A 25,125-nucleotide genomic window follows, 5' to 3' on the forward strand; every position below is an offset into this window, starting at 1 on the left:
TGTGAGCCGGTATCGATGGACCGGTGGGTTCGTCGTTCCGTCGACCGGCTACTGGTGTTTTCGCTGCCGTGGCAGCAGAGTTTGCGGGTGCCCTCCTCCTCGGACGACGCCTGGGACCGCACGGCGGTCGCCTGGCACGCGGCCTTCGCGGTGTTCGCGGTGGTCGGCGTCGTCCTGGTGTTCGCGGAGGACCACTTCCAGCCCGTCGCGTTGGTGCTGCTCGGGTTGCTGTGCCTCTGGTACTGGCGCGTCGGCGCACCGCTGGCCCGCGACCGGCGCGGCGTCCTCTACCTAGCGGTCGCGATCCCTTTGGTGGTCGCGATGTTCGCGCTCGTCCCCGCCCTGTCGGTGCTGTTCTTCACGCTGTACCCGCACATCTGGGCGTTGCTCGAACCCCGCCTGGCGACCTGGGCGACGCTGCTGACGTCGTTGTCGATCGGCACCGTCGTCCTGGTTTCCACGGGCTTTTCGAGCGACGCGGTGGGCGCGGCCGTGGTCATCGTGCTGAGCGTGATCCCCGCCGTGATGCTGGGCCTGTGGATAGCGCGGATCATCTCCCAAAGCCGCGAACGAGCCGCCTTGGCCCTGGTGAGCCACGAAGCGGGCGTGCTGACCGAACGCGAACGCCTGGCCCGCGACCTCCACGACACCCTCGCACAGGGCGCGACCTCGGTGCTTCTGCTGCTGCGCGCGGCCCGAGCAGCCACCGACCCCGCTGCCCGCGACCGGCACCTGGCCCTGGCCGAGGCCACGACGTCCGAGAACTTGGCCGAGATCCGCGCCCTCGTCGCCGCGCTGACGCCGGCCGCCCTGGACGGTTTCTCACTACCCGCCGCGTTGGAACGCCTCACCTCCCGGCTGGGCACCGAACTCGGCCTGTCCTCTGGCTTCGTGATGGAGGGCTCGTACCGGCCGTTGCCTCCTGCACGCGAAGTCGTGCTGCTGCGCGTGACTCAGGAAGCGCTGGCCAACGTCCGCAAACACGCCTCCGCGTCCTCCGTGACCGTCACGCTCGACTACACGTCCGGCGTCTCGCTGGTCGTAGCGGACAACGGCCGCGGGTTCGGCTTGGACGCGGTGCGAGGCTACGGCTTGGACGGCCTGCGCGACCGCGTCGCCGCCGCCGGTGGCTCGTTCGAGGTGCGTTCGGTCGAGGGGTCGGGAGTGCGCGTGCACGTACGGCTGGAGGACGCGTGATCCGGGTGCTGCTCGTCGACGACCACCCGGTCGTCCGCTACGGCCTGCGCACGATCCTGGAGGCCGCGGGCGACCTGACCGTGGTGGGCGAGTGCGGGTCCGGTGCCGATGCGGTGCGGCTGGCCGGGTCGCTGACGCCGGACGTGGTGTTGATGGACCTGAAGATGCCCGGTCTGGACGGGGCCGCCGCCACCGCGCAGGTCGTCGCGTCCACCGACTGCCGGGTGGTCGTGCTGACGACGTTCGACACGGACGGCGACATCCTGCGGGCGATCGAGGCCGGGGCCACGGCCTACCTGCTGAAGGACGCGCCCAGTGTCGAGCTGGTGGAGGCGGTGCGGGCGGCCGCGCGCGGAGAGACCGTGCTGGCTTCGCCGGTGGCCACAAAGCTGGTGAGCGCGGTGCAGCGGCCTGGGTTGAGTGCCCGGGAGGCCGAGGTGCTGGGGTTGGTGGCGCGGGGGATGTCGAACGGGGCGATCAGCGGGGAGTTGAGCGTCAGCGAGGCGACGGTGAAGAGTCACCTGCTGCACGTGTTCGCCAAGCTCGGGGTGAGCGACCGGACGGCGGCGGTGACGGTGGCGCTGAGCCGGGGGTGGCTGCCGCCGTTGTCCTAGCTCTGCCAGCAATTCCTTGGTCTACCTGCAACGACCCGGCCGAGGATTGTCAGGGGTGCCTGCGATCCTGTTTGGATGCATATGTTCGTCGACGAGTCAGAACGGAGCGGCTACCTCATGGCAGCCGTCCTGATTTCCCCTGGCGCGTTGCACTCCACCCGCTCGATGATGCGCGCCCTGCTGCTGCCCGGCTCACGACGCGTGCACTTCAAGACCGAGAAACCCGTGCGGCGCAAGCTGATCGCGGACAGGCTCGCGTGCTGCGACTTGGTGGTCAACATCTACGCGGGCCGCGGCAAGAGCGAACGGGTCAGGGCCACGCTGCTCCCCCTGCTGGTCGAAGATGCGATCGGTCAGGGCGTCACCCGCCTGGTGCTCGACTCCCGCGACCCCGTCGCCAACGGCAGGGACAGGCTGGTGATCGGTACCCGGACCAAGGCCCGCGACGCCGGACTGGTCTACGAACACATCCAGTCGTCTTCCGAGCCGGCGTTGTGGGTCAGCGACGCGCTCGCGTGGTGTCACGGTGCGGGCGGCGACTGGAAGCGCCGCATCGCGCCCGTCACGGGGACCGTCGTCGACCTGGGGCAGCTCTAGAAAGCGCGAAGCCCAGGCAGCGACCGTCCGGACGCGCACCTGGGCTCACTTCCTCCACCTAGCGGCAGAGGCTCTGCGAACAGCCTAGCACACATTTGACCCCAACCGCTTCCGCGCCGCCCGAATTCGACCGCCCCCACCCGAGTACCCGCCACTCCGTGACACCGCGAAGGACGAGACGAGCGGAGACCCCTACCGCGAGGGCAGTTGAGTGCGGGCGATGACGACCGAGGGGCGCCGCACCACTCTGCGGACGAAGTCGATCCGCCCTCGTGGAGGATCATGGCGATCCAGCTCGCCATGATCCGCGACTACGAATGACCACCCACTTTCCGCCGCCGCCACAAGATCGAATGCGCGCAGCCGTTCGGGCGATGTGAAGTGTGAACTGTTGACGTGAAACCTACTCATGAGTAGTCAGGTGGTTACGCCGCGTGCTGGAAGAGTCCCTCGTCCACTCAACGGGGAGAGGCCATGAAGCTAGCCGGAATCGCAACCGCAGCAGCACTGGTACCGATGCTCATGTTCGCCACCAACGCGTCCGCAGCCCCGCAGACCATCACCTACAAGCTTCGCGCGAGTGCCGTCGGGCAGACGACGGACTTCACGCTCGACCAGGGCGTTGACGCTTCGGCGCCGGCGACGGTCGCGCCCAACGGGGCCGTCAAGGTCACCATCGACCCCGCGCCCAACAAGGTTCCCGCCGAGGCGGGTGGGCGGCAGGTCCGGGAGATCAAGGGCCTCGCCCTCAAGCTTCCCGTGCCGGGCAACTCCAAGTTCACGTCCGCCTCGCTGGCCGGTGGGGCCGGGTTGGGTGGCACGCCGACGATCGCCTTGCAGGGCAACGACGTCGTGCTCACCGTGCCCGGGCCGATCAAGGGCGGGGCTGACTTCGAGCTGCCCACCGTCACGATCAACCTGCAGGCCGGCGGGACCGGGACGATCACCACGAAGCTGGGTGGCACCAGCTACGACGCCCCCGGTCTCACCTTCACCGCCGTCGTCAGCGTCATCGGGTTCCCGGTGAACGCGGCCGCGAAGGGCTACCCGGACCCGAGTCCCGTCCTCACCACGACCACGATCGGCTGATGCCCCACCCCCTGCCGGGCATCAGGACGTAGCCGCCACCAGGGCGGTCATCGTGGCGAGCGTCGTGCGCAGGTCTTCCACGGAGACCTGCGCACTGACGCGGTTGGCCCACTCGTGTTGCGCTTCCCGCAAACGAGAAACAGCCGCATACCCCTCGGTCGTGGGCCGCAGGAGCTTTGCGCGGGCGTGTGCCGGGTTGGGCAGGTACTCGGCCAAACCCTTGTCCACCAACAGGTCCGCTATCCGTTGCACGGACTGGCGGGTCAAGCCCATCTCCCGCGCCACGCCGGACACCGACAACGGTTCGCGCAGCACGGCGCCGAGCACCTGCCACCACGCCGCCGTCAGACCTACCGGCTTCGTCATCACCTCGGCCGCGTCGAGAAACGCGCCGTACAAGCGGAAAGTGCGCATCACGACGTCGGTCAGGACGTCGCCGGACTCACTCCTGGACACTCGCCACCAGCTTCCCGAACGCCTCGGCGGTGTCCTCGCGGTTCCACTCGTACCAGGCCTGCAACGTGGGCGGCGCAAAGGTCTCCAGCTCCGCCAGCACCTCCCTCGCGAACTCCAACGAAGAAGCTCCACCGGCCGTGATCACGCCCTGGTCGCGCACGACGCGTTCGTCGCGGTACAGCGAAGCGCCGCCGTAAGAACCAAGCGCGCCAACGAAGTTCGACGTGTGCGCCACGTCGTCGAGCAGCCCCGCGGCGGCCAGCGCGACCGTCGCGCCGCAGATCGCGGCCACCGGCTTGCCAGCGGCACGGAACCGCCGCGCCAGCTGACCGAACGCCGCCACCAGCGTGGCGTCCTCCCAGCCGTCGCCGCCCGGCAGCACGAGCATCGCCGCGTCCTCGACGGAAACGTCGGCCAGCGCCACGTCCGGCAGCATCCGCACCCCGCCGACCGTGCGGATCGGGTCCAGCGTCAGCCCCACCGTCCGGATCTCGTAACGCCCCGGCTGCTGCTGGAAGTGCTGGATGCTCACCTGCGCCGCCACGTGCCCGTACTCCCAGTCGGCGAGCCGGTCGGTCAGCGCGAGGTACACCGTCTGCGTCATGACAGCAGACTGTCATAGTTGACAGCATACTGTCAATCAGCGAGCGACTAAGGTCAGCGACATGGCAGACGAGCTGGTCCACTACGAGGTGCGGCGTGGCATCGCGACGGTCACGCTGGACTCCCCCCACAACCGCAACGCGCTGTCGTCACAGCTGCGCCGCGAGCTCAGGGACCACCTGAGCTCAGCGGCAAAGGACGACGACGTGCGGGTGGTCGTGCTGACGCACACGGGTTCCGTGTTCTGCTCCGGCATGGACCTCAAGGAGGCCGCCGGCGCGAGCGCGGGCGACCAGGGCGTCAACGAGTTCCCCGCGATCCTCGAACAGCTCTGGACCAGCCCGAAGCCGGTCGTCGCCGCGCTCAACGGCCCGGCCCGCGCGGGTGGCGTCGGCATCGTGGCGGCGTGCGACATCGCCGTCGCGGACGTCAAGGCCACCTTCGCGTTCAGCGAGGTCCGGATCGGCGTCGTGCCCGCGGTCATCTCCGTGACGGTGCTACCGCGGCTGCTCCCCCGCCAGGCGCACGAGCTGTTCCTGACCGGCGAGACCTTCGACGCCCAGCGCGCCAAGGAGATCGGCCTGCTCAACGCCGCCACCGACGACGTCGAGGCCGAGGTCCGCCGCTACACCGACATGCTCGCGCTCGGCGCCCCCAACGCGCTCGCGGCCACGAAGAACATGCTCCAGCAGGAACGGTCCGCGAACCTCGGCGAGGTCTTCGCGGAAATGCTCGCGCTGTCAGCTCAGCACTTCGGCGGACCCGAGGGCCAGGAGGGCATCACCGCGTTCAAGGAGAAGCGCAAGCCATCATGGGTGCCCGCCCAATAGATCCAACGGCGACTAGAACCATCCCGTGCACTCGATGACGCCCTGAGACGAACCGCAGGCGCGCATCACCCGGCCGTCGTTCTTGAACGCGTCGGTGTACTTCGCGGAACCCGAGTCGATCCTGGTGTACCCGAGGAAGCCCTCGTGCGAGTTCGACGAGGGCTCCTTGCGGTCCGTCCAGATCTCCTCGCCGGGCGTGCCGTGCGAGATGCGGCCCCACGCGCACTGGGACTTGTTCGACGCGCGCAGCTCGACCACCCGGCCGTTGCGCATGGTCACCGGGTTGTCGCCGTCGATCGTCTCGAACGGCGTGAAAGGCCCCTCCTGCGAGCAGTCGGGGTCACCGGCGAAAGACACCGCCGGGCACAGCGTTCCGACCACGACGACAACGCCGAGCGCACAGCTCAGGCGACGGAATTGCGTTCCCATGGAATGGCACTGTCCACTCCGGACGGGAAATGCGCAGCGCACGTCACCTTTCCGTGCGAATCACCCGCACTTTTCGGTCACCGGAGCCGGCGGTCTGCTTCACCGCGTCCCGCAGCACCTCCAGCACGGAGGAGTCCAGATCCGAGGGCACGACCAGCACGTATTCGCCTGCCGGCAACCACGAGAGGTCCGTCAGGCTGTCGTACAACGCGTCGAGGTTCTGCCCGAACCACGACGGGAAGTCCAATGCGGAGGCAATCGCCGAGATCGCGGCGGCCTTTTCCGAAACGAGAATGTGCCGTTTCATTTCGCCACATCCACGACGACGAACGACGAATAGTGGTCGCCGGTGTAGAAGACTTCCTTCTCCGACCCGGTCACGATCCGCCGCGCACCCCGGTCAGGGCTTCCCGGCGTTGGCACCGTGTACTCCTTGTAGTACCCGGAGTCCTTGTTCGGCAGCCGCTTCTCGCGGTTCTGGAACGTCACGCCGTCGTTGCGCGGGTACGGGAACGGCCCGTTCGACTCGATCAGCTTCCACGTCTTCACGGCCTCGGCCGGCAGCTTCGACAGCGCCTGCACGTCGAGGCCGGAGGTCTTGGCCCCCGGCACGCCCTGAACAGCGGCAGCACTGGTGGCCGGAGCCTTCGAGGGGTCGGATCCAGGCGTCGAGGACGTCGTGTCCTTGACGAACCACCCGATGACGACAAGTGCGATGAGCCCGACCAGCGCGACGGACAGGCGACGACCAGGACTCACGCGGCGACCTTCTCCGATTCAGGCTCCGGCTCCGGCTCGGGCGAGCCGACGGACGCCGGGTTGTTCGCGCCCCAGTCAGCGACCCGGTCGATCAGCCGCGCCACGCCCAGGCACAAGGGCAACACCACGATCATCACGACGGGGAACTGCACGGCGACGGGCAGCTGCACGACCCACAGCTCGACCCCGTCCCACCACTGCACCAGCCAGTCCACGCACCCGAGCCTAGCCTCGTGACCCGTGTCACGGCATTTGGCCACGGTCAAGATGGGTATGTTGCGAACCATGTTCGCCGTTTACGCAGCAGAACCCAGTCCCGAGAACCCGCTGGCCTCGCTCCGCGTCGGCGAGCGCCCCGAGCCCGAGGTCCAGAACGGGTGGGTGCGCGTCGCGGTCAAGGCGGCCAGCCTCAACATGCACGACCTGTGGACGTTGCGCGGCGTCGGCATCAAGCCCGAGCAGTTCCCGATGATCCTCGGCTGCGACGGCGCGGGCGTCCTCGACGACGGCACCGAGGTGGTGCTGCACTCCGTCATCGGCGACCCGAACTGGGCCGGCGAGGAGACCCTCGACCCCAAGCGCACGCTGCTCACCGAGAAGCACCAGGGCACGTTCGCCGACTACGTCGTGGTCCCGGCCCGCAACGCGCTGCCCAAGCCCGCCGACCTCACGTTCGCCGAGGCCGCCTGCATGGGCACGGCGTGGCTGACGGCGTACCGGATGCTGTTCGTGAAGTCCGGTCTGCGCCCCGGTCAGACGATGCTCGTGCAGGGTGCGTCGGGCGGTGTGTCGACCGCGCTGATCCAGCTCGGACGGGCTGCGGGCTTCCGTGTGTGGGTGACGGGCCGCACGGAGGAGAAGCGCGCGCTCGCCAAGACGCTGGGCGCGCACGACACGTTCGAGTCCGGCGCACGGCTGCCGGAACGGGTCGACGCGGTGTTCGAGACCGTCGGCAAGGCCACCTGGTCGCACTCGATGAAGGCCCTCAAGCCCGGCGGCATCGTGGTGATCTCCGGCGCGACGTCCGGTGACGCGTCCGCCGCCGAGCTCCAGCGGCTCTTCTTCCTCCAGCTGCGCGTGGTCGGCTCGACCATGGGCACCCGCGAGGAGCTGGGCGACCTCATCCGGTTCTGCGCCCTCAACGACCTCAAGCCGCAGATCGGCGCCGAGCTCAAGTTCGAGGACGCCGAGCAGGGCCTCAGGGCGATGCTGGACGGCGAGACCGCGGGCAAGATCGTCTTCACGCGCCCGTAAATCGGCACAAAACGCCCTGCTGGTCAGCGGGTGAACACGAATCGCGTGACAGTGTTCCCATGACTACGCAGGGCGTTTTCCGGCGCAAGCCCATAGACCAGATCGCCGAGGACAAAGGCGACGGGCTCACCAGAACGTTGGGCCTGTGGCAGCTCACCGCGATCGGCATCGGCGGCATCATCGGCGCGGGCATCTTCTCCCTCGCCGGTGCCGTCGCGAACAAGACCGCCGGACCTGCCGTGCTCATCTCGTTCCTGGTGGCGGGCATCGCGAGCGCGGCGGCGGCGTTCTCCTACGCGGAGTTCGCGGGCCTGATCCCCAAGGCGGGCAGCGCCTACACCTACGGCTACGCGGTGCTGGGCGAGATCGTCGGCTGGTTCATCGGCTGGGACCTGCTGCTGGAGTACACGGCGATCGTGGCGGTGGTCGCGATCGGCATCTCCGGCTACTTCACCGAACTGCTCAGCCTGCTCGACATCCACCTCCCCCAGTGGATGCTGGGCGCACCGGGCACCGAAGCACCCGGTGTCGCCGATGGCACGTACAAGGTGAACCTGTTCGCCGTGTTGTTGTGCCTGCTCATCGCGTACGTGCTGAACATGGGCATGAAGAACGCCGCACGGTTCGAAACGACGTTGGTGTACCTGAAGATCGCGGTCGTGGCGCTGGTCGTCATCGTCGGCGCGTTCCACATCAACACGGACAACTACAACCCGTTCTTCCCGTTCGGCATCTCGGGTGCGCTCACGGGTGCGGCGACGGTGTTCTTCGCGGTGTTCGGCTACGACGCCATGTCGACGGCCGCCGAGGAGTCGAAGGACTCCCAGAAGCACATGCCCAAGGCGATCATCTACTCGCTCGCGGTGTCGATGGTGCTGTACGTGCTGGCCTGTCTCGTGCTCACCGGAATGGTGAACTACAAGGACGTCGACGCGGAGTCCGCGTTCGCCACGGCGTTCGCCGACATCGGCCTGCCCGCGCTGGGCATCATCATCAGCGTCGGCGCGATCCTCGGCATCACGACGGTGCTGTTCACGTTCATGATGGGCGCCGCCCGCGTCGGCTACTCGATGAGCCGCGACGGGCTGCTGCCGCCGTGGTTCGCGAAGTCGCACCCGGTGAAGCACGTGCCGTCGCGCATCACCTGGGTGCTCGGCATCGCCTCCGCGGTCATCGCCGGGTTCCTGCCGATCGCGGAGGCCGCCGAGCTCACCAACATCGGCATCCTGCTGGCGTTCGTCGTGGTGTGCGTGGCCGTGATCGTGCTGCGGTACAAGCAGCCCGACCTGCCCAGGACCTTCAAGACCCCGGGCATGCCGGTCGTGCCGGTGATCGGCGTGATCTTCTCGATCTGGCTGATCACGTTCCTGACCCCGGAGACCTGGCTGCGGTTCGCGGTCTGGTTCGTGATCGGCCTGATCATCTACTTCACCTACTCGAAGAAGCACTCCGTCATGGAGCGTCGCTCCACTCGGTGACGATCTGGTCGAGGGTGGAGAGCGGCACCGCGCCGCTCCCCACCACCAGGTCGTGGAACGCGCGGACGTCGAACCGCTCGCCCATCCGCTGCTCGGCCTCGCCCCGGATCCGCAGGATCTCCAGGCGTCCCACCATGTACGCGAGCGCCTGGCCGGGCACCTCGATGTACCGGTCGATCTCGGAGATGATCTCCGGCTCGGCCATCACGGTGTTCTCGCGCAGGTAGTCGATGGCCTGCTGGCGCGACCAGCCGAACGCGTGGATGCCGGTGTCGACCACCAGGCGCCCGGCGCGCATCGCGTCGAGGCCGAGCATGCCGAGGCGCTGCTCGTCCGACGAGTACAGGCCCATCTCGTCCGCGAGGCGCTCGGTGTAGAGGCCCCAGCCCTCCAGGTACGCCTCGATGAAGGCGAACTTGCGCAGCGGGTGCATCTCGGTCTCGGCCGCGATGCTCACCTGGTAGTGGTGGCCGGGAACGGCCTCGTGGAACGCCGTCACCTCGGACAGCGTGCGGCTGCGTTCGGTGGCGCCCAACGGGTTCAGCCAGTAGATGCCCGGCCGTGAGCCGTCCTGCGCCGCCGGCATGTAGAACGCGATCGGGGCCGTCGCGCGCCCTGCCTCGTCGACCAGTCGCACCTCGCAGTCGGCCTTGGGCATGCGGCCGAACCACTTCGGCGCCTCGGCCTCGGCGCGGGCGATCGCCTCGGTCGCGCTCTCGACCATCTGGTCCTCGTTGTCCCACAACAGTTCCGTGCGCAGGCGGCGGAAGATCTCCGGCACGTCCGAGGTGCCCCACACCCGCGAACCGATCTCCGCGTACTCCTCGCGCAGCGACGCGATGACGTCGAGGCCGAGCTGGTGCAGCTCTTCCGGGCTGCGCGAGGTGGTCGTGTAGTTGCGGACCAGCTTGCGGTAGTTCTCCGCGCCCTCGGGCAGCCAGCACAGGCCGGCGTGCTCGTCGCCGCGGCCGTCCGTGATCGACGCCAGCTGGTCGCGGAACTCGGTGACGGCGGCGCGGATCTCGGCGGAGTGGTCGCCTTCCCACGGCTGCGCGGGCGAGTCCAGGAACGCCTGCACGCGCTCGACCCCGGCCTCGACGTGGCGCTGCAACGGCTTGCGGTCGGTGTCGCGCAGCCGTTGCGCTGCCTGCCGGAAGTAGGCGGGGAACTTGTCGAGGCGCTGCGACACGTCGACCTTCGTCGCGATCATCAGCAGGCCGTTGACCGGCGCGGTCAGGCCCTGCGCGACGGTGTGCTCGACGAGGCGGGCGTCGGTGCGGTCGATGATCGCCTGGCCCTGGTGCCGGATCACCGCGAGCGTGACCGGGTCCTCGTCGCTGCCGTCGATCCGGTCGAGGATGCCGGCGATCCGCGCCCGGACCGCCTGCTCCCCCTCGACGCTCAGGTCCTCGAGCTGGTCGTCCCAGCCGGGCAGGCCGAACATCGCGGCGGACAGCGGCGACGCGTCCATCACCGCCTGGAACATCTCATCCGCCAGTGACATCAGGCCCTCCCAGACCATTCGGTGACAAGAGCGTTCAATGTGGACAACGGTACGATGCCGTTCTCCAGCACCAGGTCGTGGAACGCCCTGATGTCGAAACTCTGCCCCAGAGCCGCGCGGGCCTCGGCCCGAATGCGCAGGATCTCCAGCCGCCCCACCATGTACGCGAGCGCCTGACCAGGAGTTTCGATGTACCGGTCGATCTCGCCCTCGATCTCCGAGTTGTCCATCACGGTGTTCTCGCGCAGGTAGTCGACGGCCTGCTGCCGCGACCAGCCCAGCGCGTGGAGGCCGGTGTCGACGACCAGGCGTCCGGCGCGCATCGCGTCGAGGCCGAGCATGCCGAGGCGTGCCTCGTCGGAGGAGTAGAGGCCCATCTCGTCGGCCAGGCGTTCGGTGTAGAGGCCCCAGCCTTCGAGGTAGGAGTCGACGAACGCGAACTTGCGCACGTTCGTCAGCTCGGTCTCGGCGGCGATCGAGATCTGGAAGTGGTGCCCGGGAACGGCCTCGTGGAACGCCGTCACCTCGGACACCGTGCGGCTGCGCGAGGTGGCGTCGAACGGGTTCAGGAAGTAGACGCCCGGCCGTGAACCGTCGAGCGCCGCGTCGACGTAGTAGGCGAACGGCGCGTTGGCGCGGTCCTGCTCCGGCGTGAACCTGACCTCGCACCGGGCTTTCGGCAGCCTCCCGAACCACTTCGGCGCCTCGGCGTTCGCCCGCACGACGGCCTGCTCGGCACTGACGAGCATGTCTTCTTCTTTGGCCCACAACAGTTCCGTGCGCAACCGACGGAAGATCTCCTGCACGTCCGAGGTGCCCCAGAGCCGTGAGCCGATCTCGGCGTACTCCTCGCGCAGCCCGGCGATCAGGTCGTGTCCGAGCCGGTGCAGTTCGTCGGGCGTGTAGGACGCCGTGGTGTAGTCGCGGACCAGTTTGCGGTAGTTCTCCTCGCCCTCGGGCAGCCAGCACAGCCCTGCCTGCTCGTCGGGCCGTCCGGGCACGCCCAGCAGGGTTTCGCGGTACTTCGCGAACGCCGGGCGCACGTCCGCGTCGCCCTCCCACTCCTGCCGGGGCGAGGCGAGGAACCTCTCGACGTGGTCCGCGCCGCTGAGCACGTGCCGGGCGAGCGGCCGGCGGTCGGAGCCGGCGAGCCGGCCCGCCACCTGGTCGAGGAAGCGCGGGATCCCGGACACCCGCTGCGAGAAGTCGATCTGCGAGGTGGACCGGAGCAGCACCGAGACCGGCGAGTTCAGCCCGCGCGCCACGCTGTGCTCGACCAGCCGGGCGTCGATCATGGTGATGATCGACGTCGCCTGGTGCCGGATCACGTCCTTCGAGACCGGGTCCTCGTCGCTCGCGTCGAGCCGGTCGAGCACGTCGGTCAGTCTGGCCCGCAGGTCGCGATGGCCTTCCGGACTGGGGTCCTCGAGCCGGTCGTCCCAGCCGGGAACGCCGACGAGCGTGGCGAAGTACGGATACCAGTCCATCATCGCCTGGAAGGTCTTGTCCGAGAGCGAGGTCACGCTCTCCTTCTTAGCCCCGCGAGAACCGCTCTGCCAGGGATTTGACCGCTTCTTCGAGCTCGGCGCCGAGCCTGCGCACGACCTCGCCCGCGGGTTCGGCCGTCGCGAGCGGGTAGGTCGTGCCTGCCCACAGGGACATGACCTCGACCTCACCGGTGGCGCGCACCGGCTTGGTGAGGTGGTGCACGTTCGGGTACGCGGCGGGCGCGTGCGGGGTGTTCTCGATGAGGAACCGGTTCACCAGGCCCCGGGCAGGGCGTCCGCTGAACGCGCGGGTCAGCGCCGTGCGCCGGGCTCCTTCGGCGAGCGCTTCCCGTTGGGCCGCATTGGTTCCGGCCTCCGGGCAGCCGAGGAACGCGGTGCCGAGCTGGGCCGCGACCGCGCCCGCGGCGAGCACGGCGGCGACGTCGGCGCCGGTGACCAGGCCACCGGTCGCGATCACCGGCAGGTCGACGGCGGCGCGCACCAGCCGGATCGCCGCGAGGGTGCCGTAGAGCTCGCCGCCACCGGGCGAGATGCCGTCGTCGGCGAACGTGCCGCGGTGGCCGCCCGCGTCGGAACCCTGCACGCACACGACGTCCGCGCCGATCTGCTGCGCCTGGCGGGCCTCGCTCGGGGTGGTGACCGTCACGACGATCGTGGACCCGGCGGCCCTCAGCCGTTGCACGTCGTCCACGTCGGGCAGGCCGAAGGTGAACGACACCACGGGCACCCGCAGCGCCAGCACGAGCTCGAGCTTCGCGGCGTAGTTGTCGTCGTCCCAGCGCGGATCGCCGAGGACCGCGCCGACCCTCTCCGCGTAGGACGTGACGCGTTGCACGTACGACGAGATGTCCGCTGTCGGCCGTGTGCCGGGCACGAACAGGTTGACCCCGAACGGCTTGCTCGTGAGCTCGCTCGTGCGCGTGATCTTCTCCGCGAGCTGCTCGACCGTGACGTAGCCGGCGGCGAGGAACCCCATCCCGCCCGCCTCGTTGACCGCGGCGACCAGTTCGGGGGTGGAGGGGCCACCTGCCATGGGCGCGGCGATAACGGGGACACCCAGCGTGGGGAACATGGAGGACAACCTAGTTGGATCGGGCGACGAATGCCTGGTGAAGGCCTGTGTTCTTGATGACGCAACGACTGGCGCGCATCGGCGCCACGTCCACAGTGGACGTGGCGCCGACCGGTTCCATCATCTAGGGCAGGGAGTCCAGATGAGGGGCGACCGTGTTGGCGAACTGCCAGTTGTTCGAGGCGTCCCAGTTGATCGACCACGTCATGGCGCCGCGGATCGACGGCCAGGTCGTGCTCGGCTTGAACGTCCCGCAGTTGGTGCCGCGGGCGAGGCAGCTGAGCGCGTTGTTGACGTTGGACGGCGACTGGTAGCCACCACCGGCTCCGGACGGCGACGCGGGCAGGCCGAGGCCCACCTGGTCGGCCCGCAGACCGCTCTGGAGCTGGATGCAGGCGAGCGCGGTCAGGAAGTTGACCGTGCCCTGGCTGTAGACCTGCTGGTCGCAGCCGAGCATCGAGCCGGAGTTGTAGTACTGCATGTTGACGATCGTCAGGATGTCCTTGGTCGCCAGCGCCAGCTTGAAGTACTCGGCGTTGACGTTCTGCATGTCGATCGTCTGCGGCGCCATCGTGAGGACCTTGCCGCCGCCGTTGTAGATGTCGCGCAGCGCCTGACCCATGTACTGGGCGTTGACGCCGTTCTCCAGGTCGATGTCGACGCCGTTGAAGCCGTAGGACGAGATGAGGCCCTTGACGCTGTTGGCGAAGTTCGTGGCGGCCGTGGAGTTGCCGACGCTGATCGTGCCCTTCTCACCGCCGACGGAGATGATCACCTTCTGGCCGCGGTTCTGGACCGTCCGGATGTCCGCGCGGAACTGCGCGTCGGTGTAGCCGCCGAGCTGGCTGCTCAGACCGGGGTCGAGGTTGAACGCGACCTGGCCCTGCACCGCCGTGGCGTCGGCGAACGAGACCGCGATGATGTCGTAGGTGGTGGGGACGTCAGCCAGCTTCAGAGCGCGCGCACCGTTGTAGAAGTTCTGCCAGTAGCCCGTGAGGACGTGCTTCGGCAAACCGGTGTTCGGCGGGTTGCCCGTCGTGGTGGTGGTCGTGGTCGTCGTAGTGGTGGTGGTCGACGTCGTCGTGCTCGTGGTCGTCGGCGGCGTGCCGGGACCGTCGAGGTTGACGTCGTCGGCGTAGTAGGCGGGCTGGCCGTACCAGCCGTGCAGGTAGATCGTGACGCTGGTGGCGCTGCCGGTGGTGAAGTCGACGGTCAGCTGGCTGAAGCCGCTCGAGCCGGGCGTCCAGGTGTTCTTCTCCACGCCACCGGTGACGCCGAGGTAGACGTAGCTGCCCTGGACCCACGCGCTCAGCTTGTAGGCCGTGTTCGGTTGCACCGAAACGGTCTGCTGGCACCGCGCGTTGCTTTGGCCGACCGGCGCGCCCTGCAGCGCGTACTGGCCGGTGCGCTTGGTGCTGTTGCTGACGCTCGTGCCTTCGGTGCAGGTCCAGCCGCTGAGGTTGCCGGCCTCGAAGCCGCTGTTGGCCGCGAGGTTCGCGGCGGCGGCGTTGCCGTTGATCACCAACACCAGACCGGCGCACGCTAGCAGCGCGGACAGCAGCGCGATGGCTGCTCGTCTGGCCTTGGACATGGTCCACCTCCACACAACTCATGCGGCGGCCATGTTTTGTGAGTGGACTAAAAATGGACTAGACCACTGCGTCCGGTCAAGACCTGGTTTAGCTTGATGCCGTGTTCACCCTCGAAGACGCGATCGCACTGGCCACCTCCGCGCACGACGGGCAGGTCGACAAGTCGGGCCGGCCGTACATCGGGCACCCGTTGCGGGTCATGGCTTCCGTGACCGGCGAGCACGAGCAGATGACCGCCGTGCTGCACGACGTCATCGAGGACACGTGGGTGACGGCTGAAGATCTTGCTTCGCGCGGCTGCCCCGCTGCCGTCGTGGACGCCGTGGTCGCGTTGTCGCACCTGCCGGAGGAGCCGCAGGAGGACTACCTGCGCCGAGTCGCCGCGAACCCGTTGGCACTCTCCGTGAAGCGCGCGGACATCGGCGACAACCTCTCCCCCGCCAGGATGGCCCAGCTGGACGACGCCACGAGGGAACGTCTGCAGGCCAAGTACGCGCGGGCGCTGGGGTTGCTCGCGGAGTACGTGAGCTAGCTCGCCTTCTATATCGGTACAGATGCCCCTAGCAGCGTGTATTATCGGATCGTAACCAAGATTGGAAGGATCCGATGACCCGCCACGACCTGTCCGTCAAGTCCCTGCGTTCGACCCTTGCCACGCGCCGCGCGGCTCGGGTGAAGCGGCAGAGCCTGGAGCGGCAGTTGGCCAGCTACACCACGGAGAGCGACCGACTCGAACTGGACGCCATCCTCTCGCGGCACCCCGCGGAGGCGACCGGCGAGCTCCGTTCGATCATCAACCGCCAGGCCATGGACCGCCTCCTGCGCTCCGCCTGACGAACACATCCTTGGGCCACCCCGGCAACGATGCCGAGGGTGGCCTTCGCGTTTTCAGAAGAGTCTTTTGAGGGTGAGGACGTTGTCCTTGCGCATCTCCTGCTGCCCCTCGGGCCCGACCAGCGGCCGTTCCACCACGTCGTCGGTGACGATGATCCAGTTGTCCTTGAGCTTCAGGTGGTCGAGCACGTCCTTGGTCGTCGGGAAGTAGTAGTCCTGGTGGGGCGACCACGACGGCGCGCCCGCGTGCCCGCCGACGACCAGGTGCCCGCCCGGCGCGACGGCCTGGGAAGCGCGCTTGAGGATGCTGTTGCGTTCGCCGTCCTCTTCCACCGGCGAGTGCAGGAACTGGGCGCTGACCAGGTCGTACAGGCCGTCGGGGAACGTGACCTTGAGGTCGTGCTGCTCCACCGAGATCTCGACGCCGGCGTCGTAGGCGTGCCGGATCGCCCGGTCGAGCGCGACCTGCGACACGTCGACGCCGAGCACCCGCCACCCGCGCTTGGCGAGCCAGACGGCGTCGCCGCCCTCGGCGCACCCGAGGTCGAGCGCACTGCCGGGCGCGAGCCGTTCCACCTCGCGCACCAGCAGCGGATTCGGGTTGCCGGACCAGACCTGGTCCCGCTCCGAGTAGAAGGTCTCCCAGAACTCCTGTGCGGTCGTCATGGTTCTGACGATGCTCGCCTTCGTGCCGTTACGGCAAACTACGTTGCCGATCCAGCAACGCCAGGGCCGGGCAGCAGGTCGACGTCGCCCGCCCGCATCGGCTCACCGCAGTGATCGCACCGCAGCTCGACGTCCGCGATCTCCCCGCACGCGTGGTGCCGGTACAGCACCGGCGGCCCGTCCGGCGCGAGCCACCGGTCGCCCCAGCCCTTCATGACCATGAGCAGGTCGATCAACTCGGTGCCCCTGACCGTGAGCACGTACTCGTAGCGCGGCCGCTGGTCGTACGGCCTGCGTTCCAGGACTCCCTGCTCCACCAGGTGGTTCAGCCGTTCGGTCAGCACCTTGCGGGAGATCCCGAGGTCGGCCTGGAGCTGCTCGAACCGATTCATGCCGACCCACACGTCCCGCAGGATCAACGGCGTCCAGGGCTCCCCCACGACGTCGAGCGTGCGGGCGATCGAACACGCCATCCCGCTGAAGCTGGTCCGCTGCATGACACCGAGGTTAGCAGTTCGGGGTTCCCTTAAGGAACTGTGCCTGCTACGGTCATGGAGTCTCTTAAAGGAACTCAAAGGAGGTTGCGATGAGCAAGGTGATCAGCGCCCACGCGGTGTCGGTCGACGGGTACATCACCGGACGGGACGCCCGGCCGGGCCACGGCCTCGGCGACGGCGGGCAGCTCTTCGACTGGTACTTCGACGGCACCGTCCCGAGCACGGTCTTCGACGGCTTCAAGCTGAGCGAGGCCAGCGCACCACTGTTCGACTCGCTCGCCTCCCGCCTCGGCGCGATCGTCGCGGGCCGCAAGACCTACGAGGACTCCGAACGCTTCGGCGGCGGCAGCCCGGCCCCGAACACCCGAGTCGTGGTGCTGAGCCGCTCCGCGGTGCCGACGCTCTCCTCCCAGCAGACCCCGGCCGACTCGATCGAGTCCGCCGTCGCCGCGGCCCGCGACCTCGCCGGCGGCCGCGACGTGGGCCTCATGGGCGGCGGCGTGCTGACGTCGGCGTTGCGCGCGGGCCTGGTAGACGAGATCGTGCTGCACCAGGTCCCCGTCCTGCTCGGCGCCGGCCGCCCGTTCTTCCAGGAACTCCCGGACCACGTGCGCCTGAACCTGATCGAGGCAGTCCCCGCCCCCGGCGTGACGCACCTCCGTTACGAGGTGCAGCGATGAACGACGACCTCCGCGCGGTGCTCGACGGCACCCCGATCGCCCACCTGGCCACCCTGCTGCCCGACGGCGCACCGCACTCCGTGCCGTTGTGGATCGGCACGCACGGCGACCACATCGCGATCCTCACCGGCCCGAAGTCCCAGAAGGCCCGCAACCTGCGCCGCGACCCGCGCGTGGCGATCTCCCTGACGCCGCCGGACAACCCGTTCCACCCGATCACCCTGCGCGGACGGGTGGTGGAGTGGATCACCGGCGACGCCGCGTGGCAGATCGTGGACGCCATCGCGCTGAAGTACATCGGCACGCCTTACGGACGCGACGACGAACGGGTCGTCGCCCTGATTCAGCCCAGCAACGCGATGTCCAACCGCCCGTAGTGGAACTCGCGCACGGCGATCACCAACTCGTCCACCGTGAGCGCCCCGTCGCCGTCCAGGTCGATCCGGTCGAACGCCGCGTCGGAGTCGGCGTCGCTCAACCCCACCGCGTTCCCGAGCCACTGCCGCAGCTCCACCTTGCTCACCAGCCCGTCGCGGTCGGTGTCGCACAGGTCGGCGATCGCGGCGATGGCGGGCCGCAGCAGGTCGTCGAAACCCTGGTCGCCGCGGCCGAACATCAGCTCCTCGTTGGCCGCGAGGTACTGCTCCTGGTTCATCACGCCAGAAGGACCGACGCCCGCGGCCTCCGCCTGGCGCTGGTGCAGGACGATCAACGCTTCCATCACGGCACGGCCGCGCCCGCTGTTCAGGCTCTCCCCGAACGCGTGGACGATCCGCCGTGCCTCCGCCTCGTAGTCGGAGCGGTCGATGACCCCGTCGTTGTTGGCGTCCCACTTCCGGAACCGGCGGACGTCGTTGTCATGGCTCGTAACAGAGGTCATGGCCATCGACGTTAGGCACCGCGCAGGGACGCCAACAGTCGCACGAACAGCTGAACCTACTTCTTGCCCTTCGGCTCGTCCGTGGACAGCGCGGCGACGAAGGCCTCCTGCGGCACCTCGACCCGGCCGACCATCTTCATGCGCTTCTTGCCTTCCTTCTGCTTCTCGAGCAACTTGCGCTTGCGGGTGATGTCACCGCCGTAGCACTTGGCCAGCACGTCCTTGCGGATCGCGCGGATCGTCTCGCGGGCGATCACGCGGGCACCGATCGCGGCCTGGATCGGCACCTCGAACTGCTGCCTCGGGATGAGCTCACGCAGACGGGTCGCCATGCGCGTGCCGTACGCGTAGGCGTAGTCCTTGTGCACGATCGCGCTGAACGCGTCGACCGTCTCACCCTGCAGCAGGATGTCGACCTTGACGAGCTCCGCGTCCTGCTCGCCGGACTCTTCGTAGTCGAGCGAGGCGTAGCCGCGGGTGCGCGACTTCAGCGAGTCGAAGAAGTCGAAGATGATCTCGCCGAGCGGCATCGTGTAGCGCAGCTCGACGCGGTCCTCCGACAGGTAGTCCATGCCGCCGAGCTGGCCGCGCTTGGACTGGCAGAGCTCCATGATCGCGCCGATGTAGTCGGACGGCGCGATGATCGTGCACTTGGTGACGGGCTCGTACACCTCGGCGCGCTTGCCCTCCGGCCAGTCGGACGGGTTCGTCACGACGTGCTCGGTGCCGTCCTCCATCACCACGCGGTACACGACGTTCGGCGCCGTGGAGATGAGGTCGAGGCCGTACTCGCGTTCGAGCCGGTCGCGGGTGATCTCCAGGTGCAGCAGGCCGAGGAAGCCGCAGCGGAACCCGAAGCCCAGCGCGGCGGACGTCTCCGGCTCGTAGGTGAGGGCGGCGTCGTTGAGCTGGAGCTTGTCCAACGCCTCGCGCAGCTCCGGGTAGTCCGAGCCGTCGACCGGGTAGAGGCCCGAGTAGACCATCGGACGCGGCTCGCGGTAGCCCGCCAGCGGTTCGGTGGCGCCCTTGCGCTCGGACGTGACGGTGTCGCCGACCTTGGACTGGCGCACGTCCTTCACGCCGGTGATCAGGTAGCCCACCTCGCCGACGCCGAGGCCCTGCGACGGCTTCGGCTCCGGGGAGACGATGCCGACCTCGAGGATCTCGTGGGTCGCGCCCGTCGACATCATCTTGATGCGCTCGCGCGGCGTGATCTTGCCGTCCACGACGCGGATGTAGGTCACGACGCCGCGGTAGGTGTCGTAGACCGAGTCGAAGATCATCGCGCGGGCCGGGGAGTCCGCGGCGCCGACCGGGGCCGGCACCTTCCGCACGACCTCGTCCAGCAGCGCCTCGACGCCGAGACCGGTCTTCGCCGAGACCCGCAGCACCTCCTCCGGCTCACAGCCGACGATGTGCGAGATCTCCTTGGCGTACTTGTCCGGGTCCGCCGCGGGCAGGTCGATCTTGTTCAGCACCGGGATGATGGTGAGGTCGTTCTCCATCGCCAGGTACAAGTTCGCGAGCGTCTGCGCCTCGATGCCCTGCGCGGCGTCCACCAGCAGCACGGCGCCTTCACAGGCCTCCAGCGCGCGGGACACCTCGTAGGTGAAGTCGACGTGACCAGGCGTGTCGATCATGTGCAGGACGTGGTCCTGCCCTTCGAGCTGCCACGGCAGACGCACGTTCTGCGCCTTGATGGTGATGCCGCGCTCTCGTTCGATGTCCATCCGGTCGAGGTACTGAGCGCGCATCGCCCGCGCTTCGACCACGCCGGTGAGCTGCAACATGCGGTCGGCCAGCGTCGACTTGCCGTGGTCGATGTGCGCGATGATGCAGAAGTTCCGGATCAGGTCCGGCGGCGTGAAGGTCGTGTCGGCGAACGTGGTCAAGGCAGTCCTCAACAGAAAATCGGACGGGTGTCCCCTTATGGTCCCATAGAGGGTCACGTGCTCTGCACCACTAGGGTGCGTCCGTGCAGATGAACGGTGAAGACCCCCGCCCCGAGAAGGGCGCGGTACGCGAGATCTTCGACGCCGCCGAAGCCGCCAAGCTCGCCTACGAGCCCTCGATGGACGGCGACGCGGACCCCGGCGAGGTCGTCTGGGCCTGGGTGCCCTACGAAGAGGACGCCTCACGTGGCAAGGACCGGCCGCTGCTGGTCGTGGGCCACATGAAGCGTGAACTGGTCGCGTTGATGCTTTCCTCGAAGGAGCCGCGCGACGACTACCTGGAACTGGGCGCGGGCGCCTGGGACCGCGAGGGCCGCCCCTCCTACCTGCGCCTGGACCGCGTCTTCGCCCTCGACTCGGACGACGACATCCGCCGCGAGGGCGCCGTGCTCGCCCCTGCCGCGTTCGGCCAGGTCGTGGACGCCCTGCGCGACCGTCACGGCTGGCGCTGAACGAACGCACGCCACGCGGGTGCGCTGAACGTCAGCGTGCCCGCGTCGGCCTCCCACAGGACACATCTCCTCCGCCACGAACCCGCCCACCCGGTACAGCGCTTCGGCGTACTCCGGTGTCTGCACCAGGTCGATCTCGCTCGCCCGCGCCTTGCCCTTCTCGATGTTGGTCACCTTGCTCGGGTGCCAGCCCAGCCGCGGGGCCATGTGGACACCCCCCAGATCGGTGCAGGACTCCCGAAGCCGGCGCGGCTCGTCACCCAGAGCCCTGCTGCACGCCATCGATGTGATCACGCTCATACGACCGACGCCAGGGATTGCAGCGCCTCCAACAAAGGCGCTCATTCGGGTGAAAACAACCCTATGCCAGGCGCGTGATGTCGACCGTGACCTCCAATGCGGTCGCCGCCCCGCCCGAGTAGATGCCCTTCAACGGCGCCACGTCCGCGTAGTCACGTCCGAGCGCCACCCACACGTGCCGCGGCCCGACCGGCATCGCGTTCGTGGGGTCGTACCCCCACCACCCGCCGGTCCACGCTTCGATCCACGCGTGCGACTCGCCTCGCACCGTCTCTCGTAGTGCGCCGTCTTTCTTCGTGTGCAGGTATCCGGAGACGTAGCGCGACGGGATGCCCATGCCGCGCAGCAGCACCAACGTCAGGTGCGCGAAGTCCTGGCAGACGCCCTTGCGTTCGTGCCAGGCGTCCACGGCGGAGCTGTGCACGCCCGTGGATCCCGGTTGGTACTTGAGCTGTTCCCACACCCACTGCGAGGCGGCGAGCACGGCCTCGGACGGCGTCTTGCCCTTCTTCAACTCGCGCGCGATCGAGAGCAGTTCGCGGTTGCTGGTGGTGTAGCGGGTGGGTTCGAGGAACTCCGTGTAGCGGTCGAGCAGGTTCTCCTCGCGCATGTCCGCCCACGTGCCCACGGTCACCGGTTCGATCTCCGCGCTCGTCTCCACCACCGACGACGCCACGACCTGTAGTTCCTTGTGTGGTGCGTGGAGGTCGAACGACGTGACCTCCGTGCCCCAGTAGTCCGTGTATCGGAACGCACGGGTGGCCGGCGTCGTCTCCACGCGTGAGACGACCACGTTCTGTTTGCGGTCACCGCGCGGTGTCAGCCGTGCCTCGTTGTACGACTGCACGACCGGTGCCTCGTAGCGGTAACCCGTCGTGTGCACTACCCGCACTCGCCAGCTCATGGTCAGCCCACCTCGGTGTTCGTCCAGGCGACCCACGGCGCCGAGTGGAAGTACTGCTGCGACACGGCTTCACCGACGTCACGGACGGTCTTCTGCAGTGCGGCGAGACGTTTCGGCAGGTCGGGCAGCAGGTCGTGCGGCCGCAGGAACTCCAGGTCGCTCCGTGCCTTGCCGAGCAGCCTGAGTGCCTCCGCGCGCGCACCGACGCGCACGGACGGTTGGTTCTCCAACTGCTCCAAACACGACTCGGCCTGTCGCAGTGCGTGGAACACCGACCGCGGGAACAGCCTGTCCAACAACAGGAACTGCACCACTCTCGACGCGTCCAACGCTCCGCGGTACGTCCGTAGGTACGTGTCGTGCGCACCGGCAGACCGCAGCACCGTGACCCAACCAGGCGATGAAGCCTTGTCTCCCACACGCGCCAGGAGCAGCCGCACGATCATGTCGACGCGCTCGACGGACCGTCCTAGCACGAGGAACCGCCAGCCGTCGTCGCGGGACATCGTGGAGTCCGCGAGCCCGGCGAACATGGCCGCGCGTTCCTCCACGAAGCTGAAGAACGCGTGTGGGCCCATCGTGCGCGCGTAGGTCTGCCGTTCCGCGACGGCGTTCCACATCGCGTTGAGGCACTCCCACATTTCGGTCGACACGACCTCACGAGCGCCACGCGTGTTCTCGCGCGCGCTGTTCACCGACGACACGATGGAGCTGGGGTTCTCCTTGTTGTACGCCACCAGTTCCGTCAACGACCACACGTCGAACTGGTCGGCGCCATCGGGCGGTGTGATGCCCAGGACCGTCAGCAGCTGACGGGACGTGGCGTCCGGATCGACGGTCGCGTCCTCCAACAACTGGTGGACCGACACGTCCAGGATGCGCGCCGTGTCGTCGGCGCGTTCGACGTAACGGCCGATCCAGTACAGCGACTCAGCGTTGCGTGCCAGCACTTCGCGCGCCTCCCTACTGCTGCTGTTGTTGCTGTTGCTGGGAAGTGGTGAGCTCCGGCCCCTGCTCCGCGGCCGCGGCCTCCATCTCGGCCGAGCCGGCGAGCCCGGGCTCAGCCAGTTCCCGTTCCTGTGTGGACGACTTGGCCGCCAGCACCCACGTGTCCTTCGACCCGCCACCCTGTGACGAGTTCACGATCAAACTGCCCTCGGGCAACGCGACCCGCGTCAGCCCGCCGGGCAGCACGAAGATGAAGTTGCCGTCGTTCACCGCGAACGGCCGCAGGTCGACGTGCCGCGGCGCGAGCTTGTCGCCGACCTTCGTCGGCACGGTGCTCAGCTGCACGACGGGCTGCGCGATCCACCCGCGCGGGTTGCTCCTGATCCGCTTGCGCAACGAGTTCAGCTCGCGCATCGTCGCGTCCGGCCCGAACACGATCCCGTACCCACCGGACCCCTCGACGGGCTTCACCACGAGCTCGTCGAGCCGGTCGAGCACGTGCCCCCGCTCGTCGTCCAGCCAGCACCGGAACGTGTCCACGTTGGGCAGCAACATCTTCTCGCCGAGGTAGTACTGCACGATCTCGGGCAGGTAGGTGTAGACGAGCTTGTCGTCCGCGACCCCGTTGCCGACCGCGTTGGCCACGACGACGTTGCCCGCGCGTGCCGCGTTCAGCAGGCCGGCGATCCCCAGCACCGAGTCGGGCCGGAAGTGCACCGGGTCGAGGAAGTCGTCGTCGATGCGCCGGTAGATGACGTCGACCTGCCGTTCGCCCTCGGTCGTCCTCAGGTAGACGAAGTTGTCGCGGCAGAACAGGTCACGCCCTTCGACGAGCTCCACGCCCATCTGCCGCGCTAGCAGCGAGTGCTCGAAGTAGGCGGAGTTGGCGAGACCGGGCGTGAGCACCACAACGTTCGGATCCGCGGCGTTAGGCGCGGCAGCATTCCTCAACGCCCGCAGCAGATGCACCGCGTAATCACCCACAGCGCGCACACGGTGCCGTGCGAACAAGTCCGGAAACACCCGCGCCATGGTCCGACGGTTCTCCATGACGTACGAGACGCCACTAGGACACCGCAGATTGTCTTCCAGAACCCGGAACGTCCCCTGCTCGTCCCGCACCAGGTCCACCCCGGCGACGTGGATGCGCACCCCGTTGGGCGGACTGATGCCGGCCGCCTCCCGGTGGAAGTGCTCGCACGACGTGATGAGCCGCCGTGGCAACACCCCGTCCCGAACGATCTGCGCGTCGCCGTAGATGTCCGCGAGGAACATCTCCAACGCCCGGACCCGCTGAACGATGCCCTTCTCCAGCTTCGACCACTCGCTCGCGGTGATGATCCGCGGAATGAGGTCGAGCGGGAACGGCCGCTCCTGCCCGCTGAGCGAGAACGTGATCCCTTGGTCCACAAAGGCCCGCCCGAGCGCCTCGCTGCGCGCGTTCAGGTCGTTGACCTGCGACGGAGCCACCGACTCGTACAGCGCGCGGTACGCACTGCGCACCCCGTCGTCCGTGGAGAACATCTCGTCGTAGGCGCCGGCGTGCGGCCGTTCGGGATCCAGATAGCCGTTGAACAGCTCACCGAGCCTCGGCGCGGTGACCGTGCGGCTGCGGCGCAGTCCTGAGGTGCGGGCTCGGCGTTCCATGGTCCACATCTTCACCCCGTTCAGCCTGATTTCGCACTAGGCCGACCGGACAGAAACCTGCCGGAAACCAAGTACGTCTCGACTGGCCGGCGCTCGTTCTGCCTCGAACGACTTCCGCAGGACTGGTGGCGGGGTCCGTGGAACACAAAAAAGCCCTGCGGGGAGCGCTTGTGGCGCTCAACCCGCAGGGCAAATTAAGTTCGGCGGCGACCTACTCTCCCACACCGTAACCAGTGCAGTACCATCGGCGCAGAAGGGCTTAACTACCGGGTTCGGAATGGGACCGGGTGTTTCCCCAACGCTATAACCACCGAAACACTATGGAATTCAACCAGCAACCCCGACCAGCAAGCTGAACCAGCCTTGCGGGGGTCGATCGGTTC

General features: G+C 68.2%; 29 protein-coding genes and 1 rRNA gene. 12 read left to right on the forward strand and 18 right to left on the reverse strand.

Translation table 11 applies throughout. The features are described from left to right. Positions 1-87: 87 nt before the first annotated feature. From ACQEU1_RS17565 to ACQEU1_RS17580, 4 genes are all read left to right on the forward strand, one after another. On the forward strand, positions 88-1,197 hold the full coding sequence (locus ACQEU1_RS17565) for a sensor histidine kinase (protein ID WP_433202375.1): 1,110 nt from the start codon (positions 88-90) through the stop codon (positions 1,195-1,197). Further along, the gene (locus ACQEU1_RS17570; RefSeq protein ID WP_433202378.1) at positions 1,194-1,811 is read left to right on the forward strand and encodes a response regulator; all 618 of its coding nucleotides are present in this window, start codon (positions 1,194-1,196) and stop codon (positions 1,809-1,811) included. The genes ACQEU1_RS17565 and ACQEU1_RS17570 overlap by 4 nt, the downstream gene beginning before the upstream one ends. Positions 1,812-1,928: 117 nt before the next feature. Next, a complete protein-coding gene (locus ACQEU1_RS17575) occupies positions 1,929-2,408 on the forward strand; it encodes a hypothetical protein (RefSeq protein WP_433202381.1) in 480 nt (159 codons plus the stop codon). Between the two features lie 474 nt (positions 2,409-2,882). Further along, positions 2,883-3,497 (forward strand): cyclase, encoded by a 615-nt coding sequence (locus ACQEU1_RS17580; RefSeq protein ID WP_433202384.1) that lies wholly within the window; start codon positions 2,883-2,885, stop codon positions 3,495-3,497. Positions 3,498-3,518: 21 nt separating this feature from the next. Here the strand turns inward: ACQEU1_RS17580 and ACQEU1_RS17585 are convergent, their stop codons facing one another. After that, positions 3,519-3,953 carry a MarR family winged helix-turn-helix transcriptional regulator gene (locus ACQEU1_RS17585; protein ID WP_433202387.1) on the reverse strand — a complete coding sequence of 145 codons (435 nt, stop codon included), beginning with the start codon at positions 3,951-3,953 and terminating at the stop codon, positions 3,519-3,521. Then, complete coding sequence (locus tag ACQEU1_RS17590; protein ID WP_433202390.1) at positions 3,940-4,557, reverse strand: DJ-1/PfpI family protein; 618 nt, start codon at positions 4,555-4,557, stop codon at positions 3,940-3,942. The genes ACQEU1_RS17585 and ACQEU1_RS17590 overlap by 14 nt, the downstream gene beginning before the upstream one ends. A 61-nt stretch (positions 4,558-4,618) precedes the next feature. Here ACQEU1_RS17590 and ACQEU1_RS17595 point away from each other — a divergent pair, with 61 nt between their 5' ends. Beyond that, a complete protein-coding gene (locus tag ACQEU1_RS17595; RefSeq protein WP_433202393.1) occupies positions 4,619-5,386 on the forward strand; it encodes an enoyl-CoA hydratase family protein in 768 nt (255 codons plus the stop codon). 12 nt (positions 5,387-5,398) lie between these two features. Here ACQEU1_RS17595 and ACQEU1_RS17600 read toward each other — a convergent pair whose 3' ends face one another. Genes ACQEU1_RS17600 through ACQEU1_RS17615 form a run of 4 tightly spaced genes read right to left on the reverse strand, consistent with a single transcriptional unit; the run spans position 5,399 to position 6,789 of the window. Further along, on the reverse strand, positions 5,399-5,815 hold the full coding sequence (locus ACQEU1_RS17600) for a hypothetical protein (RefSeq protein ID WP_433202396.1): 417 nt from the start codon (positions 5,813-5,815) through the stop codon (positions 5,399-5,401). Between the two features lie 43 nt (positions 5,816-5,858). Further along, on the reverse strand, positions 5,859-6,122 hold the full coding sequence (locus ACQEU1_RS17605) for a barstar family protein (RefSeq protein WP_433202399.1): 264 nt from the start codon (positions 6,120-6,122) through the stop codon (positions 5,859-5,861). Then, positions 6,119-6,574, reverse strand: a complete 456-nt coding sequence (locus tag ACQEU1_RS17610) for a ribonuclease domain-containing protein (RefSeq protein ID WP_433202402.1) — start codon at positions 6,572-6,574, stop codon at positions 6,119-6,121. The genes ACQEU1_RS17605 and ACQEU1_RS17610 overlap by 4 nt, the downstream gene beginning before the upstream one ends. Beyond that, complete coding sequence (locus ACQEU1_RS17615) at positions 6,571-6,789, reverse strand: hypothetical protein (protein ID WP_355305336.1); 219 nt, start codon at positions 6,787-6,789, stop codon at positions 6,571-6,573. The genes ACQEU1_RS17610 and ACQEU1_RS17615 overlap by 4 nt, the downstream gene beginning before the upstream one ends. 70 nt (positions 6,790-6,859) lie before the next feature. On the opposite strand from ACQEU1_RS17615, the gene ACQEU1_RS17620 reads away from it, so the two are divergent. Next, positions 6,860-7,828: a zinc-binding dehydrogenase gene (locus tag ACQEU1_RS17620; protein ID WP_433202406.1), complete on the forward strand. Its 969-nt coding sequence runs from the start codon at positions 6,860-6,862 to the stop codon at positions 7,826-7,828. A 59-nt stretch (positions 7,829-7,887) separates the two neighbouring features. Then, positions 7,888-9,306, forward strand: a complete 1,419-nt coding sequence (locus ACQEU1_RS17625; protein WP_433202409.1) for an amino acid permease — start codon at positions 7,888-7,890, stop codon at positions 9,304-9,306. Here the strand turns inward: ACQEU1_RS17625 and ACQEU1_RS17630 are convergent. The 4 genes from ACQEU1_RS17630 to ACQEU1_RS17645 all read right to left on the reverse strand — a co-directional run bounded on the left by ACQEU1_RS17630 (position 9,281) and on the right by ACQEU1_RS17645 (position 14,981). Next, a complete protein-coding gene (locus ACQEU1_RS17630; protein WP_433202412.1) occupies positions 9,281-10,810 on the reverse strand; it encodes a DUF885 domain-containing protein in 1,530 nt (509 codons plus the stop codon). The two genes, ACQEU1_RS17625 and ACQEU1_RS17630, sit on opposite strands and share 26 nt — an antisense overlap. After that, positions 10,810-12,333 (reverse strand): DUF885 domain-containing protein, encoded by a 1,524-nt coding sequence (locus ACQEU1_RS17635; RefSeq protein WP_433202415.1) that lies wholly within the window; start codon positions 12,331-12,333, stop codon positions 10,810-10,812. Before ACQEU1_RS17635 ends, ACQEU1_RS17630 begins: the two co-directional genes overlap by 1 nt. A 10-nt stretch (positions 12,334-12,343) precedes the next feature. Then, positions 12,344-13,390 (reverse strand): NAD(P)H-dependent flavin oxidoreductase, encoded by a 1,047-nt coding sequence (locus ACQEU1_RS17640; RefSeq protein WP_433202418.1) that lies wholly within the window; start codon positions 13,388-13,390, stop codon positions 12,344-12,346. A 124-nt stretch (positions 13,391-13,514) separates the two neighbouring features. Continuing rightward, positions 13,515-14,981, reverse strand: coding sequence for a chitinase (locus tag ACQEU1_RS17645; protein ID WP_433202421.1), 1,467 nt, complete (start codon positions 14,979-14,981; stop codon positions 13,515-13,517). Positions 14,982-15,082: 101 nt separating this feature from the next. On the opposite strand from ACQEU1_RS17645, the gene ACQEU1_RS17650 reads away from it, so the two are divergent. Together ACQEU1_RS17650 and ACQEU1_RS17655 are read left to right on the forward strand one after the other, a co-directional pair. Continuing rightward, positions 15,083-15,514, forward strand: coding sequence for an HD domain-containing protein (locus ACQEU1_RS17650; protein WP_433202424.1), 432 nt, complete (start codon positions 15,083-15,085; stop codon positions 15,512-15,514). Positions 15,515-15,588: 74 nt separating this feature from the next. Further along, positions 15,589-15,816: a hypothetical protein gene (locus tag ACQEU1_RS17655; RefSeq protein ID WP_433202427.1), complete on the forward strand. Its 228-nt coding sequence runs from the start codon at positions 15,589-15,591 to the stop codon at positions 15,814-15,816. Between the two features lie 54 nt (positions 15,817-15,870). On the opposite strand, the gene ACQEU1_RS17660 is transcribed toward ACQEU1_RS17655, so the two are convergent. Together ACQEU1_RS17660 and ACQEU1_RS17665 are read right to left on the reverse strand one after the other, a co-directional pair. Next, entirely contained in the window at positions 15,871-16,482 is a 612-nt protein-coding gene (locus ACQEU1_RS17660; protein WP_433202430.1) for a class I SAM-dependent methyltransferase, read from the reverse strand. Positions 16,483-16,520: 38 nt separating this feature from the next. Next, a complete protein-coding gene (locus tag ACQEU1_RS17665) occupies positions 16,521-16,979 on the reverse strand; it encodes a winged helix-turn-helix transcriptional regulator (protein WP_433202433.1) in 459 nt (152 codons plus the stop codon). An 89-nt stretch (positions 16,980-17,068) separates the two neighbouring features. Between ACQEU1_RS17665 and ACQEU1_RS17670 the strand changes: the two genes are divergently transcribed. Together ACQEU1_RS17670 and ACQEU1_RS17675 are read left to right on the forward strand one after the other, a co-directional pair. Further along, positions 17,069-17,659 carry a dihydrofolate reductase family protein gene (locus ACQEU1_RS17670; RefSeq protein ID WP_433202436.1) on the forward strand — a complete coding sequence of 197 codons (591 nt, stop codon included), beginning with the start codon at positions 17,069-17,071 and terminating at the stop codon, positions 17,657-17,659. Then, positions 17,656-18,036: a PPOX class F420-dependent oxidoreductase gene (locus tag ACQEU1_RS17675; protein ID WP_433202439.1), complete on the forward strand. Its 381-nt coding sequence runs from the start codon at positions 17,656-17,658 to the stop codon at positions 18,034-18,036. The genes ACQEU1_RS17670 and ACQEU1_RS17675 overlap by 4 nt, the downstream gene beginning before the upstream one ends. Here ACQEU1_RS17675 and ACQEU1_RS17680 read toward each other — a convergent pair. Both ACQEU1_RS17680 and lepA read right to left on the reverse strand, forming a co-directional pair. Beyond that, on the reverse strand, positions 18,003-18,539 hold the full coding sequence (locus ACQEU1_RS17680; RefSeq protein ID WP_433202442.1) for an EF-hand domain-containing protein: 537 nt from the start codon (positions 18,537-18,539) through the stop codon (positions 18,003-18,005). The two genes, ACQEU1_RS17675 and ACQEU1_RS17680, sit on opposite strands and share 34 nt — an antisense overlap. Positions 18,540-18,595: 56 nt before the next feature. Further along, complete coding sequence (lepA, locus tag ACQEU1_RS17685) at positions 18,596-20,431, reverse strand: translation elongation factor 4 (RefSeq protein WP_285645378.1); 1,836 nt, start codon at positions 20,429-20,431, stop codon at positions 18,596-18,598. Between the two features lie 89 nt (positions 20,432-20,520). Between lepA and ACQEU1_RS17690 the strand changes: the two genes are divergently transcribed. Continuing rightward, a complete protein-coding gene (locus ACQEU1_RS17690) occupies positions 20,521-20,943 on the forward strand; it encodes a type II toxin-antitoxin system PemK/MazF family toxin (protein WP_433202445.1) in 423 nt (140 codons plus the stop codon). A 361-nt stretch (positions 20,944-21,304) separates the two neighbouring features. Here ACQEU1_RS17690 and ACQEU1_RS17695 read toward each other — a convergent pair whose 3' ends face one another. The 4 genes from ACQEU1_RS17695 to rrf all read right to left on the reverse strand — a co-directional run bounded on the left by ACQEU1_RS17695 (position 21,305) and on the right by rrf (position 25,057). Further along, entirely contained in the window at positions 21,305-22,147 is an 843-nt protein-coding gene (locus tag ACQEU1_RS17695; protein ID WP_433202448.1) for a transglutaminase family protein, read from the reverse strand. A gap of 2 nt (positions 22,148-22,149) precedes the next feature. After that, positions 22,150-23,097, reverse strand: coding sequence for an alpha-E domain-containing protein (locus ACQEU1_RS17700; protein WP_433202451.1), 948 nt, complete (start codon positions 23,095-23,097; stop codon positions 22,150-22,152). A 13-nt stretch (positions 23,098-23,110) separates the two neighbouring features. After that, positions 23,111-24,751 carry a circularly permuted type 2 ATP-grasp protein gene (locus tag ACQEU1_RS17705; protein ID WP_433211554.1) on the reverse strand — a complete coding sequence of 547 codons (1,641 nt, stop codon included), beginning with the start codon at positions 24,749-24,751 and terminating at the stop codon, positions 23,111-23,113. A gap of 189 nt (positions 24,752-24,940) precedes the next feature. Further along, a 5S ribosomal RNA gene (gene rrf, locus ACQEU1_RS17710) occupies positions 24,941-25,057 on the reverse strand. Between the last annotated feature and the right edge of the window lie 68 nt (positions 25,058-25,125).

The organism is Lentzea sp. CA-135723 (genome assembly GCF_050936595.1).
Classification (GTDB): Bacteria; Actinomycetota; Actinomycetes; order Mycobacteriales; family Pseudonocardiaceae; genus Lentzea.